Raw genomic sequence first — 18,488 nt, 5'->3', positions numbered from 1 at the left:
TCCACCCCTCCTGGCGCGCGGCGGCCGTCACGGCCTCAGCTCACGGCAAGGCTGGAAGACTTTTGCAGTGCAGCATATACGTCAATTGACGTATTCTCCCGGGCGGACCATCCCGACCACTATGAGCGCCTTCGCGGACGCGCGTGGGGGCGAGCCCGGTCTGCTTCGACCCGTTTAGGAGGCACGAATCTGTCTGGGGGGCCGTCGTTCCTGACCGTTCCGGTGCTGTGCCCTGAGCTGCGGCGCACGATCGATCACTCCGCCGCTGGCACAGCACTGCGCGGATCCCCGGCATGACCGCCCGGCAGCGGATCATCCCGGTGCGGCGCCAGTACAACCAGTGGGTCGCCGACGAGACGCTGGAGGATTTCGCGCTCCGCTTCACGGCCAAGAGCGCCCGGCGCTGGACGGTGGCGCGGGTCGCCAACACGGCGCTGGGCGCGGTGTCGTTTCTGGCATTGGAGGCGATCGGCGGTACCATCACGCTCGCCTACGGCTTCGACAACGCGCTCGCCGCCATCCTCTGCGTCAGCGCCCTGATCTTCCTGACCAGCCTGCCGATCAGCTATTACGCGGCGCGCTACGGGGTGGACATCGATCTGCTCGCGCGCGGTGCTGGCTTCGGCTACATCGGTTCGACCATCACGTCGCTGATCTATGCGTCGTTCACCTTCATCTTCTTCGCCATCGAGGCGGTGATCATGGCGCTGGCGCTGGAGCTGTGCTTCGGGCTGCCGCTGCCGCTCGGCTATTTCCTGTCGGCCTGCGCCGTCATCCCGATCGTCGTGCACGGCATTACGCTGATCGGCCGTTTCCACCTGTGGACGCAGCCCCTGTGGATCGTGCTGCAGCTTTTGCCCTTCGCCTTCGTCGCCATGGCCGGCGGGGCGACCTGGCACGGCTGGACCAGCTTTCAGGGCCTGCACGGCGACGGCACCTTCAACCTCCTGGCGTTTGGCGCAGCCTCGTCCGTGCTGTTTGCGCTGATCGCTCAGATCGGCGAGCAGGTGGACATCCTGCGCTTTCTGCCCCGGGCGACGCCGGCCACGCGCGTGCGCTGGTGGGCCTCGCTGCTGGCGGCGGGGCCGGGCTGGGTCCTGCCCGGCATCGTCAAGATGCTCGCCGGCGGCTTTCTCGCCTACCTGGCCCTGAGCCACGGGGTGCCGGCGGTGACGGCCAGCGAACCCACGCAGATGTATCTCATCGCCTTCGGCTACGTCTTCTCGCCGCAGATGGCGCTCATCGTCACCGGCGTCTTCGTCGTCGTCTCGCAGCTCAAGATCAACGTCACCAACTCTTATGCCGGCTCGATCGCCTGGTCGAACTTCTTCTCGCGGCTGACGCACAGCCACCCCGGCCGCGTGGTCTGGCTGGTGTTCAACGTCGCCATCGCGCTCCTCCTCATGGAGGTCGGCATCTACAAAACGCTTGAGCACACGCTCGGCCTGTACTCCATCGTGGCGGTAGCCTGGGTCGGCTCGCTGGTCTCCGACCTGGTGGTCAACAAGCCGCTCGGCCTCAGCCCGCCCCACATCGAGTTCAAGCGTGCCCACCTCTACGACATCAATCCGGTCGGGGTCGGCTCGATGTTCATCGCCACGGTGCTGGCGGGCATCGCCGTCGGCGGCGGCTTCGGCGCCACCGCCCAGGCGCTGGCGCCGTTCATCGCGCTGGGTACGGCCTTCGTCACGGCCCCGGCGATCGCCTGGGCCACCGGCGGCCGCTACTATCTGGCCCGCAAGCCCCGCAGCGACTGGCACGACACGCCGGCGATCCAGTGCTGCATCTGCGAGCGAGATTTCGAGCCGGAGGACATGGCGCATTGCCCGATCTACGCCGGGCCGATCTGCTCGCTCTGCTGCACCCTCGATGCCCGCTGCCACGACAGCTGCAAGAGCGACGCGCGCATCCAGGACCAGATCCGCGGCGTGCTCGCCGCGGTGCTGCCGGGCTGGGCGACGCAGATGCTCTACACCCGCACCGGCCACTACCTCGGCGTGCTCGCCCTGTTCGCCGGCGTGCTCGGGCTCGTGCTGAGCCTGATCTACATGCAGGCGATCTACCGCAGCCCCGAAAGTGGCGTCGTCCTGGGAACGCTGTGGGCGGTGTTCATCGTGCTCATGATCATCGCCGGTGTCGCCGCCTGGCTGTTCGTGTTGGCCCAGGAGAGCCGCAAGTTCGCCCAGGAGGAGACCGGCCGGCAGACCTCACTGCTGCTCCAGGAGATCGAGGCGCACAAGCGCACGGATGCCGCCTTGCAGCGCGCCAAGGAGGCGGCGGAGGCGGCCAACCTCGCCAAGAGCCGTTATGTCGTGGGCATCAGCCACGAGCTGCGCACGCCGCTCAATGCCGTCCTCGGCTACGCCCAGTTGCTCGACGGCGAGGATGCGGCTGTCCCCAATCGCCGCAACGGCATTCGCGTCATCCGCCGCAGCGCCGAGCACCTCGCCGGCCTGATCGACGGTCTGCTCGACATCTCCAAGATCGAGGCCGGTCGCCTGCAGCTGACGCGCGGCGAGATGCGGGTGCAGGAGTTCCTGGCCCAGCTCGTCGACATGTTCAGCTTGCAGACCCGCGCCAAGGGGCTGGAGTTCCGCTTTTCCGGCGCCGACAGCCTGCCCGAATCGGTCTTCACCGACGCCAAGCGGCTGCGGCAGATCCTCATCAACCTCTTGTCCAACGCGGTGAAGTTCACCGACCGCGGCTTCGTCTCGCTGGCCGTCAGCTACCGCAACCAGGTGGCGGAGTTCGAGGTCGCCGACAGCGGCATCGGCATCCGCAGCGAGGACATCGACCGCGTCTTCGAGCCGTTCGAGCGCGGCGAGCTCACCAAGGCGCAGACCATGCCCGGCACCGGGCTCGGCCTCACCATCACCAAGCTCCTGGTCGAGATCATGGGGGGCGAGATCACGGTGACGAGCCGCCTCGCTCGCGGCACCTCGTTCCGCGTCCGGCTGATGCTCTCGGCGGTGCCGAAGGCGCAGCAGGCGGCGCGGCCGACGCGGCGCGTCGTCGGCTACGACGGGCCGCGCCGCATGGTGCTCGTCGCCGACGACGACAGCGTCCACCTCCAGCTGATGCGCGAGGCGCTGGAGCCGCTCGGCCTCGTCGTCATGACCGCGCCGGACGGCATGGCCTGCCTCACCATTGCCGACCAGTGCAGCCCCGATGTGTTCCTGCTCGACGTCTCCATGCCGGGGATGGACGGCTGGGAGCTGGCGCGGCGGCTGCGCGAGAAGGGGCACGTGTCGCCGATCGTCATGATGTCGGCCAATATCGGCGACGGCAACGCGCCGCGCAGCCCGGACGACATGCACGACGAGGCGATCGCCAAGCCCTTCGACCTCGACCGCCTCCTCGATCGGCTGAAGCTTCTGCTGAAGCTCGAGTGGATCACCTCCGACGGAGAGCCCGGCACAGCTGTGCCGGCAACGGCCATGCTGCGCCCCAGCGAGCGCCATGTGGAGGACCTGAGGCGCTTGGGTGAGATCGGCTACATCCGCGGCATCGAGGCCAAGCTTTCCGAGCTCGATGGGGAATACGGTGGCAGCACTCCTTTCGTCGCGGCGCTGCGTGCGCGAATCCGCGAGTTCGATCTCCGCGGCTACATGGCCGCCCTCGACGACGGGCGGCCCCATGAGTGATGCAGCCGCCCGTCCCGTCGTGCTCGTCGTCGACGACTCGGCCGAGACCCTGAGCATGCTGACCAGCGCGCTGGAGGGAACCGGGGCCATGGTGCTGGTGGCACGGGAGGGCGCCGAGGCGCTGAAGATCGCCGAGCGCATCACCCCCGACATCATCCTGCTCGATGCCGTCATGCCCGGCCTCGACGGCTTCCAGACCTGCCGCGAGCTCAAGCGCATCGCGGCGCTCGCGCCCGTGCCCGTCATCTTCATGACCGGCCTCAGCGAGACCGAGCACATCCTGCGCGGGCTGGAGGCCGGCGGCGTCGACTACGTCACCAAGCCGCTGGTCATCGACGAACTCCTGGCGCGCATGCGCGTACATCTCGCCAATGCCCGCCTGTCGAAGAGCGCGCGTGCCGCCCTCGACACGGCCGGGCGCTACCTGCTGGCGGTCGACAGCGGCGGGCGCCTCTTGTGGTCGACACCGCAGGCGAGCCGGCTGATGGGCCCCTCCGGCCGCGGCGCGGGCGAGCCGGTGCTGCCGGCGGAGGCGCAGGCCTGGGTCGGGGCGCAGGCGGCGTCCGATTTCCTGGCGACGCCGTCGATCAAGCTCGGCGGCGACGCAGGTCGCACGCTACGCCTGTCCTTCGTCGGCCGGCTCAGCCGCGAGGAGATCCTGCTGCGCGTGTCCGAGGACGACGCGGCTGCCGACATCGCGGCGCTGCGCGGGCGCTATCCGCTCACGGCGCGCGAGGCGGAGGTGCTGGCGTGGGTGGCCCGCGGTAAGCCGAACCGGGATATCGCCGAGATCCTCGGCCTCAGCCCCCGCACCGTGAACAAGCACCTGGAGCAGATCTTCTCCAAGATCGGCGTCGAGAACCGGGCCGCCGCGGCGGCGCTGGCCACGCGCACGCTGGGGTAGCCGAACGCTGGGGGGCGCGCATCCGGTTCGCCATGGGCGCTCCACGTCTTTGAATTGGGAACGGCGACTTCCGATCGGGCACTTCCACCCAATCGGGAGCCGTTCCAGCTTCACTAGACAATATGCATCTCTGTGCCATCGGATGATCATCGTCCGATGGCGAGGTGCTTGAGGGCGTGAGCTTCGTTAAGCGCCTTGAGTATAGCGCCCTGGTGCCACCCTCAGCCCATGAGCGGTCAGTAGTCCCAAAGAGCCGGCACCCAACGAAAGGCGTCGCCGGCGACAGCCACCCGGCCGATGGATGGGAACGGCAGGTGAGTGGCCACCAATTGCTCCCCCGTCGCCGCCAGCTCCCGCAGAAGACGGATACGGACGCGGGCCGCCTCCTCGGGGTCGTGCTCGAAGCCGTTGTACCAGTCGGGTTGGTCAAACCCGACCGCGAACACGGCGTCGCCGGCGAACGTCAACCGCTCGCCCCCGGACGCCAGGCGGACCACGCAGTGCCCGGGGGTGTGGCCGCCGGTGCGACGGGCGACCACACCCGGCGCCACCTCGTGCTCCTCCTCGAACGTCCGCAAATGGCTGCGGTACTCCTTTACGAACTGCTTGGCGGTCGCCCGCAGCGCGTCCGGGAAGCCGGCCGGCATGGAGGTTCGGGAAAAATCGGGTGACTCCCAGAATTTGACCTCGGCGGCCGCCACGTGGATCCGCAGGTCCGGACGCAGCCGCTCCTTGACGCCGTCGACGAGCAGCCCGCCGACGTGGTCCATGTGCATGTGCGTCAGCACCACGTCGGTCACCGACGAGAGATCGATGCCGGCCGCTGCCAACCGCTGGACCAGTTGCCCGGCCCGTGGCAATGCCAGATCCGGATCGAGCCCCAGCCCAGCGTCGATGAGTATGGTTTGCCCGCCGCTCCGCACCACGACCGCGTTCAGCGCCCAGTCGAAAGCGTCCGGCGGCAGGAACATGTCGTTCAGCCACGCCGCCCGCGCGGCCGGGTCTGCATTGTGGGCCAGCATCGCGGTGGGAAGCGGTAGCACCCCATCGCTGATGACCAGCACCTCGATTTCGCCCACTTGTAGCGCGTAGCGCGACGGAACCAATTCGTCGAGCCCCGGCCTGCCCGGGTGTGTGGTGGTGTCTAGGCTCATCTTTGTCTCCTGCCGACCGTCGCCTTCACGAGGCTTCGACGACGCTATGTTGAGGCGTGTGTGCGGTCGATTGGGTCGAGGGAGAGGGCGAGCCATACCACGGTATAGGTCTTGTCATTCAGGTTGCGGGCCATCGAACAGCCGACGAGCTCGTCATGAGTCCCAGCTCGCCGATCGGCGCCATTTGTTTCCCACCATTGCAGGCGGCCATCGGACAGCGGACAGGCTGTCAAACGATGGAGTGCCCCGGGCGGCTGCAACCGAAACAAAAGAATGAGATCCGACGAGGTCTTACTCCGCTCGACCTGATCAAGAGCCAAGTCTAGTCTATCGTCGATGGTTCAGGTGGAATAAAGTCGTCCGGCGCCGTCGTGCCCGGGATCATCGGTGAGGATCGTAAGGAATATCTGCTTCCGTCCGGCAGCGGTCCACCAGCGATGCCTGCCGTTCACGCGGAAAGACAGCCATGCGGACCAGCCCGAATCGAAGTTTTGGCCTGTCTTCGAGCGCGTCGACAAACCATCTCCACGCGCCGAGAAGAACTCCAGCCGTGCGCCCTTTCGAATGTGCACTTCCGCCCGCGCCCCAGACACCAGCTCGAGGCCGGCGAGGCGGGCGAGTTCCGTCGGCGGTGACTCGAGGACGATCGGGCCCTCAATTTGCTAAACTGCCACCGATTTCAGCATACTCAATTCCGGTGATCGCTCGCGGGCCCGAGCAGCGAGAAGGCCTTGAGGCTAAGCAGCCAAGCTGCGATCGACAGGACATGACGCCCGTGGTTCAGCGTCACCCATGTCGCGAGAGTAGACGTAACGGTGCCGTCGACGCCTCCGGTCTGGGTCTGCAGCCAGTACATCGTCGGGATGAAATAGCCAAAGGTAGCGATCCGCTCGACGATTGATACGCTCAGCGCCGCCAGCCACCACGGACGCGAGGGGCCCGAACTGCGCCAGGCGAGAAACACGCCGGCTATAATGATGAGCGTGAGAGGGCCGCTGGTGATGAAGGCCCAAAACTGCGTGCCCGTGTTCACCCAGGTCTTCGGCGGCGTCTCTTGCCAGATCGGCACCACTATTCGCGCCTCGTAGAGACCCGCGCCAACGCTCAACCCCAGAAAGATCACGAATAGCCAAAGTGCATAGCGAGCCGGCCTGTTCATAGGTCTCGAATTCCTATCGCGAGTTGCATCTTAATGCCGCGGTCCGGATTATGTCGCATGTCGTCGGCAAGAACAGACGATCCGGGCGATGAGACGGATTTCAGTCCGCACGATCTGGGCGGGTGACTAGGTCTGGATGACGGGAATTGGGTGGTAATGCGACTGATCGCTTTTGGGAAGGCAGGTTGTCATAACTGCCTTCCCTGAGGCCGGGGTGATAGGGGAACGTACCCGAGCTTATCGATGAATTTATCGTGGCGTGGGGAGTTCGACAGTCTGGCCCACCACATCGATCACCACTTTACCGCGAAGTCCAAGTGAACTCCCGCCTTCGAGCAGTTCATGCGCATCGCCAACCCGAGCGAGGGGAAGCACTGCGCCGATCACAGGCTTGATCAGGCCGCGTTCGATAAGGGTTGTCAGCGCGTCAAGCTTGCCTCGGTTCTGCCGGGTGAACACGAAATGGTATGCGGCGTTCTTTCCCCATGCCTCGATCAGGTTCTGTGGTTGTGCGATGTCGACGATGCTCACCACCCGTCCGGCATCCGCAAGGACGAGCGCGCTTTTCGTCAGGGTGTCGCCGCCGATGGTATCGAATACAACGTTCACCCCTTGCCCCTGCGTCAGTTCCGCCACGGCTGAGACGTAGTCGCCGGAGCTGTGGTCGATTACCTCGTCCGCTCCGAGCGAACGCACGAATTCATGGTTGCTACGGCGCGCCGTCGTGATGACCCGCGCACCCATCGCCTTGGCAAGCTGGATCGCCACCGTACCCACACCGCCGGCACCACCATGGATCAAAATGGTCTCGTGAACGGCAAGTTGGGCGCGGGTCACCAAAGCTTCCCAAACCGTGCCCCCAACCAGCGTCAGGCTGGCAGCTTCTAGATGGTTGATGTTGTGCGGCTTGCGGGCGATCAGCTCGACATCGGCAACGTGCTGCTCCGCATATGAGCCGGTGCCGCCGAAGATTTTGGGCGTGTAATAAACCTCGTCGCCTATGTCGAGCTCGGTTACATCCGCCCCCTTCTCTTCCACGACGCCGGAAATGTCGTGACCGATGATGGCAGGGAGTGGCACGTAGTCGGCGTAGTCGCCACGTCGGATCTGATAGTCCAGAGGATTAATGGCGGTGGCGTGAACGCGTACCCGGACCTGCCGAGGTCCGACGACCGGTACGGTAACATCGCGCATCTCGAAAGCGTCGAAGCCACCGAACTTACCGAGTACGATCGCCTTCATGGTGCCAGTCATGATCTTACCTTATCTGAAATCCAAGTGGTGGTAAGAGCTATATAGGGTGTATGCGCTCTTTCTGTAGTACGCACAGAATTTACCCCAGGTGCATAGAAGGATACTACTATGGTCAAGCGGCGCCATGCCAGTTTGGATTGCAATCCCGGTTGCGCGATAGGGCGGCGATCAGGGCGCTGTTCGGCCATGCCGGACGTGCCGTAGATAGACCGCGTGAACATCAGCTTATGGTGGATCGAAACCGCCTTGCGCTTGAACACCATGATGTCGAAGCCCTCCGGATCGCCGATCAGGCACAAGCGCCCCTGCGGCGCGATCAGTTCGGCGATGTCGGCGACGCGGTCGGCCGTGTGGGTCGTCGAGACACGAAAGCCGGCACACCGATGCCGAGCGCCGCGATCTGGGTGGCCAGCGGCTTCGAATGATCGAGGACGTGTCCGGCGGACCCAATTGCGCTGCGGTGGGCGGGCCCGGCGGCTTGTCGAAGACCCCCGGCGAGAGGCTGCGAACTGCGCGGGGTCTCGACCTTGACAATCTCGATCAAACGATAGTTAGGTGCGGAAAATGCCGCGTTCCACCTGGAGACGCCGGCGCGGGGGACGCGGGGGCGGATGCTCGATTTCATCCAGCAGACCATCGGAGGGATTGCGCTCGGCTGCGTCTACGGCCTGATCGCGCTCGGCTTCGTGCTGATCTACAAGGCGACCGAGGTGGTGAACTTCGCGCAGGGCGAGCTGATGATGCTCGGCGCCTTCCTGTCGTTCACCTTCATCGCCACCCTCGGCCTCAACTACTGGCTCGGCTTCGCCCTCGCGGTGGTCTGCATGGCCGTGCTTGGCAGCACCATGGAGCGGCTGGTGATCCGGCCGATCCTCGGCTATCCGCAGTTCTCCATCGTCATGGCAACGATCGGGCTGGGCCTCGTGGTGCGCTCGCTGGCGGGCATGCTGTGGGGCACCGACGACTTGCGCATCGAGACGCCGTTCACCGGCGGCGTGTTCAAGCTCGGCGGCCTCGTCATCGCCGCCGACAGCCTGTCGATCATCGTGGCGACGCTGCTGCTCTGCGCCGTGCTCTACTGGTTCTTCCGCTATACCAAGATCGGCATCGCCATGCAGGCGACGTCGCAGAACATGCTGGCCGCCTATTACATGGGGATCCCGGTCAAGCGCATCTTCTCGCTGATCTGGGCGATCAGCGCGATGGTGGCCTGCATCGCCGGCGTGCTCCTGGCGCCGATCACGCTCATCCACGCCAATATCGGCTTCCTCGGCCTCAAGGCCTTCCCCGCGGCTGTGCTGGGCGGTTTTTCCAGCATCCCAGGCGCCCTGGTGGGTGGGATCATCATCGGCGTGGTGGAAACGCTGTCGGGCTTCTATCTGCCCGAGGGCTTCAAGGACGTCGCCGCCTACGTCGTGCTGCTGGTGGCGCTGATGGTGATGCCGCAGGGCCTGTTCGGCTCCCGCGCGCTGAAGAAGGTCTGAGCCGATGCACCAGCCGGTCAAGACCGATTACAGCCAGGACCTGCGCCTGTTCCGCACGGCCGGGCAAGTGTGGAGCTACGCCGCGCTCGCCGTCTTTCTGCTCGCGGCGCCCATCCTCTTCGGCAACTACCTGCTGAGCCAGGTGGTGTTCGTCATCATCTATGCGATCGTCGGCATCGCCCTCATCATCCTGTCCGGCTACACCGGCCAGGTCTCCATCGGCCACGCGGCGTTCCTCGCCATCGGCGCCTACACGGCGGCCTATTGCCAGAAGCAGGGCATCCCGTTCGTCGTCTATTTCGTGCTGGCCGGGGCGCTGACCGGGGTCGTCGGTTATCTCGTCGGCCTGCCGGCGCTGCGCCTGCACGGCGTCTACCTGGCAATCGCCACCTTCGCCTTCGCCTTTATTGTCGAGGAGATCCTCGCCCGCTGGGAAAGCGTCACCAACGGCAACGAAGGCATCATGCTGGCGCTGCCGGACCTGTTTGGCCTCAAGCTCGGCGACACCGGCTTCTACTATCTGTGCCTGGCCGTGGTGACCACCATCATGCTCGGCGCCATCAACCTGCTGCGCTCGCCCACCGGCCGGGCCTTCGTCGCCCTGCGCGACAGCGAGACGGCGGCCAAGAGCATGGGCGTCAACCCGGCGCGCTACAAGACGCGCTCCTTCGCCATCTCGGCGGCGATCACGGGCTTGGCCGGGGTGCTCTACGCCCACAAGCTGTCGTTCATCAGCCCCGAGATGTTCACGCTGTCGCTGTCGATCGAGTTCATCATGATCGTCATCATCGGCGGCATCGCCAGCCTGCGCGGCGCGGTGTTCGGCGCCATCTTCATGATTATGGTCGATCCGGTGCTGGCGACGTTGAAGGACGATCTGCCGGGCCTCGTCGCCAACGTCGTCTCGGTCCTCGGCCTGAACGGCGGCGGCGCCCAGGAGGCGGTCGCCCGTGTCGTCAACGCGCCCGGCCTCAAGTCGCTGATCTTCGGCCTGATCATCATCTTCTTCATCATCTTCGAGCCGTTCGGGCTCGCCGGCCGGTGGGAGAAGATCAAGCTCTACGTGCGCCTGTTCCCGCTCTACAAGGCGACGACGTTCAAGCGCCAGAAGATGTACCTCAAATCCGAGCGCGGCCGATGAGCTATCTCGCCGTCCAAGGCCTTTCCATCCAGTTCGGCGGCCTCAAGGCCGTGGACGACGTCAGCTTCGAGGTGGCGCAGGGGGAGGTCTTCACCATCATCGGCCCGAACGGGGCCGGCAAGACGACGGTCTTCAACATGATCAGCCGTCTCTATACGCCGACGGCCGGGCGCATCGTCTTCAAGGACGAGGACATCACGCGCCTCCCCGTGCAACTCGTCGCCGCGCGCGGCATCGCCCGCACGTTCCAGAACATCGAGCTGTTCGAGAATGCCTCGACCCTCGACAACCTGCTCGTCGGCCGCCACCGCCACAGCAGCACGTCGCTCGTCGAGGACATCCTGTTCTCCGGGCGCGTGCGCCGGCAGGAGCTGGAGCATCGCGAAGCGGTGGAGCGCGTCATCGAGCTGCTGCGCCTCCAGCACTGCCGCGACATGCTGATCAGCGGCTTGCCCTACGGGGTGCGCAAGGTGATCGAGCTCGGCCGGGCCCTGGCCATCGGCCCCGAGCTCTTGCTCCTCGACGAGCCGTCGTCCGGCCTCAACGTGGAGGAGACCGACGACATGGCCCACTGGATTCTCGACATCCGGCGCAGGCTCGGCATCACGGTGCTGATGGTCGAGCACGACATGTCCCTGGTCAGCCGGGTGTCCGACCGGGTGCTCGCGCTGAACTACGGGAAGATCATGGCCGTCGGCACGGCGCAGGAGGTGCAGACGCATCCCGACGTCGTCGCCGCCTATCTCGGAACGTGAGGCGCTCCGCCATGTCCGTTGAGGCCACCCTCGATCCCTCCGCTGCCGCCCCGCAAGGGCCCGGCGGCCCGCTGCTCAAGCTCAGCAACGTCGAGAGCTATTACGGCCCGATCCTCGCCATCCGCGGCATCAGCCTGGAGCTGGCGCGCGGCCAGATCGTCACGGTGCTCGGGGCCAACGGCGCGGGCAAGACGACGATCCTGAAGACCATCTCCGGGGTGCTGGACCCGGAGAAGGGCGCCGTCGAGCTGGAGGGACGGCCGATCCAGCGCATGGCCCCCGACCGGGTGGTGCGGCTGGGCATCAGCCACGTCCCCGAGGGGCGCGAGGTGTTTCCGTTCCTGTCCGTGCTCGACAACCTGCGCATGGGCGCCTTCCCGCGGACCGATCGGGACGCGGTGCAACGCGACCTGGAGAAGGTGTTCGGCTATTTTCCTGTCCTGAAGGAGCGCGCGCATCAGCCGGCCGGGCAGCTGTCCGGCGGCCAGCAGCAAATGCTGGCCATCGGCCGGGCGCTCCTGGCGCGCCCCAAGGTGCTGCTGCTGGACGAGCCGTCCCTCGGCCTGTCGCCGCTGCTGGTCAAGGAGATCTTCAAGATCATCCGCCGGCTCAACGACGAGGAGGGCGTGTCCATGCTGCTGGTGGAGCAGAACGCCCACATCGCACTGGAGACGGCGCACTATGGCTATGTGCTGGAGGTGGGCCGCATCGTCATGGACGGCACCTGCCGCGACCTGATGAAGTCCGATGACATCCAGGAATTCTACCTCGGCATGAAGCAGGACGATGATCGCGGCACCCGCCGCTGGAAGAAGAAGAAGACGTGGCGATAGCGCATGACGCAATTGATGAGCCAATTGCGTCATGCCCCAATTTTTGAATCTGAAGCGCTTCTCTTGGGATTGGTTGATTCCGCCCAGCTGCAAAGCGCTTCAGTGCTGCGGCACTGATCGAGGAGTGGGTGGCCTGATGGCAGCCGAGATTGCCCTTCCCTTGCTGGCGGAGACCCTGCCGCACATGCTCCAGCGCAGCGCGCGCGAGCGGACGGCGGCCGTCGCCCTGCGCGAGAAGCGCCTCGGCATATGGCGCAGCATCACCTTCGGTGAGCTGTGGGCCGGCGCCGGCCGCGGCGCGCGGGGGCTGATCGGCCGCGGCTTCGCGCGCGGCGACACGGCCCTGATCGTCAGCGGCAACGGCGCCGCCTGGGTGGTGGCGGATGCGGCCGTGCTGCTGGCCGGCGGCGTGTCGGCCGCCGCCTATCCGTCCCTGTCGGGCGAGCGGCTCGCCGTGCTGGTGCGCCACATCGGCGCCAGCGTCCTCTTCGTCGAGGACGAGGAGCAGCTCGACAAGGCTCTCTCCATCAAGGCGGCCAATCCTGCGGTGACGACGATCGTGGTGATGACGCCGGAGGCGCCGATCGTCGGGGACGGCACCGTCGTGCCGCTCGAGGAGCTCGGCGCGGGGCACGACGCGGCGCCGGAGGCGGAACTCGCCACGCGCATCGCCGCCGCCGCGCCGGACGACATCGCGGTCCTGGCTTTCACCTCCGGCAGCACCGGCCAGCCGCGGGCGGTGCCCCTGAGCAACCGCAACGTCTGCTCGGCGCTGGCGCTGCGGCTCGAGGCGCTGCCGGCGCGGGCCGACGAGGAGCAGCTGTCGCTGCTGCCGCTCGCCCTGGCCGCCGAGCGCATCCAGGGCCTCTATGCCGCGCTCGCGACCGGCACCCTCCTGCACTTTCCGGAAGGCGCGGACACCGCCTTCGACAATCTGCGCGAGCTTGCCCCGACCTCGGTCTTCGCCATTCCGCGGGTGTGGGAGCGGTTCTACTCCAACGTCACGCTGGCACTGGCCGCGGCGACGCCGCTCCAGCGGCTGGCCTACCGGGCGGCGATCGGCATCGGCTTCCGCGCGGCCGACCGGCGGGCCGCGGGGCAGGCGGTCTCGCCCGCGCTGGCGCTGGCCGAGCAGGCCGCGCGCCGGCTGGTGCTCAACGGCGTCCGCGAGGCGATCGGGCTCGGCCGGGCGCGCTGGCTGATGACCGGCGGCGCACCGTTGGCCGACGAACTCACGCGCTGGTACGGCGCGCTCGGCCTGCCGGTCCTTCAGCTCTACGGCCAGGCCGAGACGGCGGCGACCGTGGCGCTGACGCCGCTCGGCGCGCCCCGGCCCGGCACCGTCGGGCGCGTGCTTCCGGGCCTCGAGGTGCGCACGAACGCGGCGGGCGAGGTGCTGGTGCGGGGCGCCGGCGTCTTCGGCGGCTATCTCGGCGACCCCAAGGAGAGCGCGCGCGCGCTCGCCGACGGCTGGTTCCACACCGGCGACATCGGCGAGCTCGGCGCCGACGGCTACCTCAGGATCGTCGACCGGGTGACCAACATCGTCGTCACCGCGGCGGGCGCGCGCGTCATGCCATCGGAGATCGAGAACCGGCTCAATCTCTCTCCCTACATCGCCGATGCGGTGGTGGTGGGTGAAGGCCGCCGCAATCTCGCCTGCCTGATCCTGATCGACTACGACCACGTGGTGCGCTTTGCCCAGGATAACGGCGTACCCTTCACCAATTTCCAGAGCCTGAGCCGGGCGCCCGCGGTCAGCGAGCTGATCGGGCGGGAAATCGACCGGCTCGCCGCCGCGGGACCCGGCACCCGCATCGAGCGCTTCAGGCTGATCGACGTCGAGCTGGTGCCCGGCGACGAGGAGCTGACGCCGGCCATCAAGCTCAGGCGCGGTCTGGTGCAGGAACGGTTCAAGACCCTGGTCGAAGCCATGTATCGGGAGGCGGCCTAGTGCATGAGCCCCCAATTCGGCCCCGGCTTTCGGACAGATCATGCTCAAATCGAAGACTTGGCGCGAGACGATGATTCAAGGGAAAGTTATCCCGCTCTAGAAGCATTTCCCCATTGGATGCGATCATCCAATGGGGCAGCAATTCTTATATTGTTTTGATCTGGAGCGCTCGCCGATCGAACGGACCCCTGATCGGAGATGCGCCATCCAGGTCGACGAAGTTGGAGGACGCCGTTCCGGTCAGGCGACCGGTCCGATCGGCCAATGCTCCAGGGGCGACATGCGACGGGAGGAAACGATGCAGATGAAGTATCTGGCGATTGTGGTGGCCGGGGCGGCCTGCGCGGCGCAGCCGGCCGCGGCGCAGTTCAAGACCCAGGGCGTGACCGACACGGAGATCGTGCTCGGCACCCACCAGGACCTCAGCGGTCCGATCAAGGCCTGGGGCGTTCCGGCCGCCAACGGCCTCAAGCTCGCCGCCGACGAGATCAACGCGGCAGGCGGCATCAACGGCCGCAAGATCAAGCTGATCGTCGAGGATTCCGGCTACGATCCGAAGAAGGCCGTGCTGGCGACGCAGAAGCTGATCGAGCGCGACGGCATCTTCGCGATGATCTCGCCCATGGGCTCGGCGACGACGCTGGCGCCGCTTCCCATCGTGCAGCGCGCCGGCATCCTGCACCTGTTCCCGATCACGGCCGCCGAATTCACCTACAAGATGGATCCGGGAAAGCCCGAGGACCGGCTGAAGTTCAACATCTTCGTTCCATACTACGACACCATGCGCATCGGTCTTCACTGGGCGGTGAAGAACAAGGGCTTCAAGGCCCCCTGCATCATCTATCAGGATGACGAGATGGGGAAGAACTTCACCGATGCCTACAAGGATGAGGTGGAGGCTCTGAAGATCAAGGCCGGCACGATGGCCTCGTTCAAGCGGGGCGCCACGGACTTCGGCTCCCAGGTGGCCAAGGCCAAGGCCGACGGCTGCGACCTGGTGGCGCTCGGCTCGGTGGTGCGCGAGTCGGTCGGCATCGTAACGACGGCCAAGAAGCTCGGCTGGGAGCCCGGCTTCGTCGCTTCGACGCCGACCTACGTGCCGGACTTCCCCGAGCTGGGCAAGGAGAATGCCGCCGGCGTGTATGGCGTCGGCCAAGTCGAGATCATCGATTCCGCGGCAGCGACCGGCAAGGTCAAAGCCTTCATCGACGCCTACAAGGCGAAGTTTGGAGTCGAGCCCAACAACCAGGTCATTGCCGGCTACAACGGCCTCATGACCTTTGCCTTCTATGCCAACCTGGCGGGCAAGAACCTGACCACCGAGTCCCTGCTGGATGCGATGGAATCGGGCAAAGAGTTCGTCGATATCTTCGGCAGCCCGCCGATCAAGTTCTCCAAGACCGACCACCTGGGTGTGGCCGAAGCGCTCGTCGCCCAAGTCAAGGACGGCAAATGGCAGACGGTGGCCAAGAACCAGGGGTACAAGGACTAGCGCGTTTTCGAGCGAAGTGGACGCCGGTTCGCGTGAAGAAAACGCGACAAAACAAACAGATTGAGCATTTCGGCGGTTCGAAGAAATGCCGAAATGCTCTAGAACAATTCCAGCAGAAGGGTGCAGTGGTTCTGCGTCCGGAATTGCGTCGGAACAAAGCGATAGAGCATGTTCGGTGAACCGGGTTTCGCCGGACATGCTCCAACTTTTTGAGTCTGGAGCGCTTCCCTGATCGGGAGATTCCACCCGATCAAGAAGCGCTCCAGGGGCGGCGCTCCGCATACCGGGCGGCCGGTGCCGGCCGGCCACCCCTCGCCGTCCGTCGCGCCTACTTCTGCGTGACGGACGAAGCGAGCCGCTCGAAACGACCGGCGAATGTGCTGCGGTCGACCTCCGGCACGACGCCGACGACGCGCACATAGCGCGAGCCGTCGAAGCGGATGATCTGCTCCACGGCCATCGGCGCCTCGGAGTTCCTGTCGCGCCCCAGGCCCGACACCTGAACCCACTCGCTGCCGCTGGTCTTGGAGGTGTCGACCCGCGTGATCTGCAACGATTTCACCCCGGGAATCGTCAAGAAGAGCTTGCGCGCGTAGCTTTCGCGCATGGGCGGCGCCGGCGCGCGGCGCAGGCTGCTGCCGATGATGATGACGGGCTGCGAGCCGTCCCGCACCACGTCCTGCGGCCCCTCGGTGTAGTAGACGCTGGATCCGGCCACCACGCGGACCGGCCGCATCCCGGCGCTGTCGCCGACCTGGAAGGGCAGGGCCGCCATCTGCTCGCCGATGCTCAGGGGCGCCCGGAAGGTCAGCGTGCGCAGGGCAGCTTCGATGGCGTCATCCGGCAGGGCGACCGGCCCTCTCGGGTCGGGCAGGACGTTCTCCTCGTCGGCGCGGGCCTGGACCGTCACCAGGGCGCTCGCGTGGGCCCCCTGCGCCATCAGGATCCATTTGCGCACGCGGGCGCGCCCGGCCGTTTGCGTGCCGCGCATGAGCTTGCCCTCGGCGCCGCCGGGCAGCGACACGTCCTCGATCGGCCCGCTGAGCTCGATACCCTTGGACTTGAGCGCCGCCGGCGTCATCCCGTCGGCGAGCGATCGGTAGGCCGCCCTCGGCATCTCGACGATGATGATCGAGGCCTGGGCGGGCCGGTTTTCGAACCCGGCGAACAGAGGCGATTGCTGCATGGCCGCCGGGGGGACAAGGCCGACGCTGCCGTTCTTGGGGAAAACGACGGCGTCGGCGCGCACGCCGCCGGCGGTGAGCGCCAGGGCGGCGAGCGCGATGAGCAGGGTGTGGACCGGCCGCATGTCAGCTTCCTTCACGAGAGACTATGCCGCTTACATGTGATCGTCCGGCCGGATGGAAATGCCCCGCCCTGCAGAATGTGGCGCGGGCGGCGCCGATCGCCCATGGGCGACCGCGGGCTGAAGCTTTGCAAAACGGCGCGGCGCGTCTATCTGAGCGGTGATCGCAACCCGCATCGCCGCTGCCGCGTCCCTCTCCTCCAGCTCCCGCCGCCGATCATGAGCCTTGCATCCGTTCGCGCTTTTTTCGCCGATCATGCGCCCGACATCGATATCATCGAGATGACCAACAGCACGGCGACCGTCGCCCTGGCCGCCCAGGAACACGGGGTCGAGCCGGCGCGCATCGCCAAGACGCTGTCGCTGCGGATCGCCGACCAGATCGTGCTGGTGGTCGTGCGCGGCGACGCGCGGCTGGACAACAAGAAGGCCAAGGCGGCGTTCGGCGGCAAGGTACGCATGCTCGGCACCGACGAGGTCGAGGCGGCTACCGGCCATCCGGTCGGCGGCGTCTGCCCGTTCGGTCTCGTGCAGCCGCTGCCGGTGTATTGCGACGTGTCGCTCAGGAGCTTCGACGAGGTGGTGCCGGCGGCCGGATCCATCCACGCCGCCGTCCGCATCGCGCCGCAGCGCATGGCCGAGCTCACGGGCGCCGCCTGGGTCGACGTCTGCGCGGTCTGATCGCGACCACGGGCTCCGGACCGGGGCCTCATGCACTCACCGCTGAACGGGACATGCCCTGAGGGGCAAGGCGCCGATCAGAAGCCTGCCGCCATCGCGATCAGGTGGCGGTGCGCGGCCTCGCGGGCGAACCGCGCCGGCTCGCCTGCGCCGGCCGTCGGCCCGATCGGGACAAAGCGCACGTCGCTGATCCCGATGAAGCGCAGGGCCTCGCGCAGGTAGGGAGTGGCCATGTCGATGCGCCCCCGATTCATGCCGGTGACGAAGTCGCTGCCGCTCGCGACGATCACCATCGTCGGCCTGTCCTTCAGGAGAGGGATATAGCCCTGGTCAGGATCGAAGCGGAAGGTGAGCCCGGGCTGGATGATCAGGTCGAACCAGTGCTTCAGCTTGTAGGGGATGCCGAAGTTCCACATCGGCGTGGAAATCAGCACGCGCTCGGCGCGCGCGAAGCGCAGCACCATGCGCTCCAGCACGGCGAAGGCCTCGCGTTCGGCGCTGCTCGACGGGCGCCCGCCCTGGCGCGCATACTTGGCTTCCAGGGCATCGCCCTCGAACTCGGGCAGCGCCTCGCGCCAGATGTCCATCACGTCGATGTCCCAGCCGGGCCGCGTCTCGCCGAACCGGGCGAGGAATGCCGCGGCCCCGGCGGAGGACTGCGAGGCCGCCCGCGGCGAGCAGCGCAGGTGGAACAGCTTCGGCACGTGTCCCGGCCTTTCCTCGCTGC

Annotated in this window: 15 protein-coding genes and 1 pseudogene; 9 read left to right on the top strand and 7 right to left on the bottom strand. The window is 66.6% G+C overall.

What is annotated here, in order from left to right; all coding sequences use genetic code 11:
• The first annotated feature begins 293 nt into the window (after positions 1-293).
• Positions 294-3,644 carry a hybrid sensor histidine kinase/response regulator gene (locus IEW34_RS01695; protein ID WP_188607387.1) on the top strand — a complete coding sequence of 1,117 codons (3,351 nt, stop codon included), beginning with the start codon at positions 294-296 and terminating at the stop codon, positions 3,642-3,644.
• Positions 3,637-4,548 (top strand): response regulator transcription factor, encoded by a 912-nt coding sequence (locus tag IEW34_RS01690; RefSeq protein WP_188607386.1) that lies wholly within the window; start codon positions 3,637-3,639, stop codon positions 4,546-4,548. The genes IEW34_RS01695 and IEW34_RS01690 overlap by 8 nt, the downstream gene beginning before the upstream one ends.
• Positions 4,549-4,784: 236 nt before the next feature.
• Here IEW34_RS01690 and IEW34_RS01685 read toward each other — a convergent pair whose 3' ends face one another.
• From IEW34_RS01685 to IEW34_RS30410, 5 genes and pseudogenes are all read right to left on the bottom strand, one after another.
• Positions 4,785-5,702 (bottom strand): MBL fold metallo-hydrolase, encoded by a 918-nt coding sequence (locus IEW34_RS01685; RefSeq protein WP_188607385.1) that lies wholly within the window; start codon positions 5,700-5,702, stop codon positions 4,785-4,787.
• 44 nt (positions 5,703-5,746) lie between these two features.
• The gene (locus IEW34_RS01680) at positions 5,747-6,022 is read right to left on the bottom strand and encodes a hypothetical protein (protein WP_188607384.1); all 276 of its coding nucleotides are present in this window, start codon (positions 6,020-6,022) and stop codon (positions 5,747-5,749) included.
• 368 nt (positions 6,023-6,390) lie between these two features.
• The gene (locus tag IEW34_RS01675) at positions 6,391-6,861 is read right to left on the bottom strand and encodes an anthrone oxygenase family protein (protein WP_188607383.1); all 471 of its coding nucleotides are present in this window, start codon (positions 6,859-6,861) and stop codon (positions 6,391-6,393) included.
• Between the two features lie 249 nt (positions 6,862-7,110).
• Positions 7,111-8,115, bottom strand: a complete 1,005-nt coding sequence (locus IEW34_RS01670) for a zinc-dependent alcohol dehydrogenase family protein (protein ID WP_188607382.1) — start codon at positions 8,113-8,115, stop codon at positions 7,111-7,113.
• A gap of 176 nt (positions 8,116-8,291) precedes the next feature.
• Positions 8,292-8,557, bottom strand: a pseudogene (locus IEW34_RS30410) (zinc-binding alcohol dehydrogenase family protein); the annotation flags it as partial.
• A 169-nt stretch (positions 8,558-8,726) separates the two neighbouring features.
• Here IEW34_RS30410 and IEW34_RS01660 point away from each other — a divergent pair.
• From IEW34_RS01660 to IEW34_RS01635, 6 genes are all read left to right on the top strand, one after another.
• Positions 8,727-9,599, top strand: coding sequence for a branched-chain amino acid ABC transporter permease (locus IEW34_RS01660; protein ID WP_188607380.1), 873 nt, complete (start codon positions 8,727-8,729; stop codon positions 9,597-9,599).
• Between the two features lie 4 nt (positions 9,600-9,603).
• Positions 9,604-10,740, top strand: coding sequence for a branched-chain amino acid ABC transporter permease (locus IEW34_RS01655; protein ID WP_188607379.1), 1,137 nt, complete (start codon positions 9,604-9,606; stop codon positions 10,738-10,740).
• Positions 10,737-11,495 carry an ABC transporter ATP-binding protein gene (locus IEW34_RS01650; protein WP_188607378.1) on the top strand — a complete coding sequence of 253 codons (759 nt, stop codon included), beginning with the start codon at positions 10,737-10,739 and terminating at the stop codon, positions 11,493-11,495. The genes IEW34_RS01655 and IEW34_RS01650 overlap by 4 nt, the downstream gene beginning before the upstream one ends.
• Positions 11,496-11,506: 11 nt before the next feature.
• The gene (locus IEW34_RS01645; RefSeq protein ID WP_188607377.1) at positions 11,507-12,328 is read left to right on the top strand and encodes an ABC transporter ATP-binding protein; all 822 of its coding nucleotides are present in this window, start codon (positions 11,507-11,509) and stop codon (positions 12,326-12,328) included.
• Positions 12,329-12,464: 136 nt separating this feature from the next.
• On the top strand, positions 12,465-14,282 hold the full coding sequence (locus IEW34_RS01640; protein ID WP_188607376.1) for an AMP-dependent synthetase/ligase: 1,818 nt from the start codon (positions 12,465-12,467) through the stop codon (positions 14,280-14,282).
• Positions 14,283-14,580: 298 nt separating this feature from the next.
• Complete coding sequence (locus IEW34_RS01635) at positions 14,581-15,774, top strand: ABC transporter substrate-binding protein (RefSeq protein WP_188607375.1); 1,194 nt, start codon at positions 14,581-14,583, stop codon at positions 15,772-15,774.
• Positions 15,775-16,102: 328 nt separating this feature from the next.
• On the opposite strand, the gene IEW34_RS01630 is transcribed toward IEW34_RS01635, so the two are convergent.
• Positions 16,103-17,083: a hypothetical protein gene (locus IEW34_RS01630; RefSeq protein WP_188607374.1), complete on the bottom strand. Its 981-nt coding sequence runs from the start codon at positions 17,081-17,083 to the stop codon at positions 16,103-16,105.
• A 216-nt stretch (positions 17,084-17,299) separates the two neighbouring features.
• Here IEW34_RS01630 and IEW34_RS01625 point away from each other — a divergent pair, with 216 nt between their 5' ends.
• Positions 17,300-17,761, top strand: a complete 462-nt coding sequence (locus IEW34_RS01625; protein ID WP_188607373.1) for a YbaK/EbsC family protein — start codon at positions 17,300-17,302, stop codon at positions 17,759-17,761.
• A 77-nt stretch (positions 17,762-17,838) separates the two neighbouring features.
• On the opposite strand, the gene IEW34_RS01620 is transcribed toward IEW34_RS01625, so the two are convergent.
• The gene (locus IEW34_RS01620; RefSeq protein ID WP_188607372.1) at positions 17,839-18,465 is read right to left on the bottom strand and encodes an FMN-dependent NADH-azoreductase; all 627 of its coding nucleotides are present in this window, start codon (positions 18,463-18,465) and stop codon (positions 17,839-17,841) included.
• Positions 18,466-18,488 lie beyond the last annotated feature (23 nt).

The organism is Chelatococcus reniformis, assembly GCF_014640075.1.
Classification (GTDB): Bacteria; Pseudomonadota; Alphaproteobacteria; order Rhizobiales; family Beijerinckiaceae; genus Camelimonas; species Camelimonas reniformis.
Note: the sequence above shows the minus strand (reverse complement) of the source record. Positions and strands in the feature narration are given on the sequence as shown.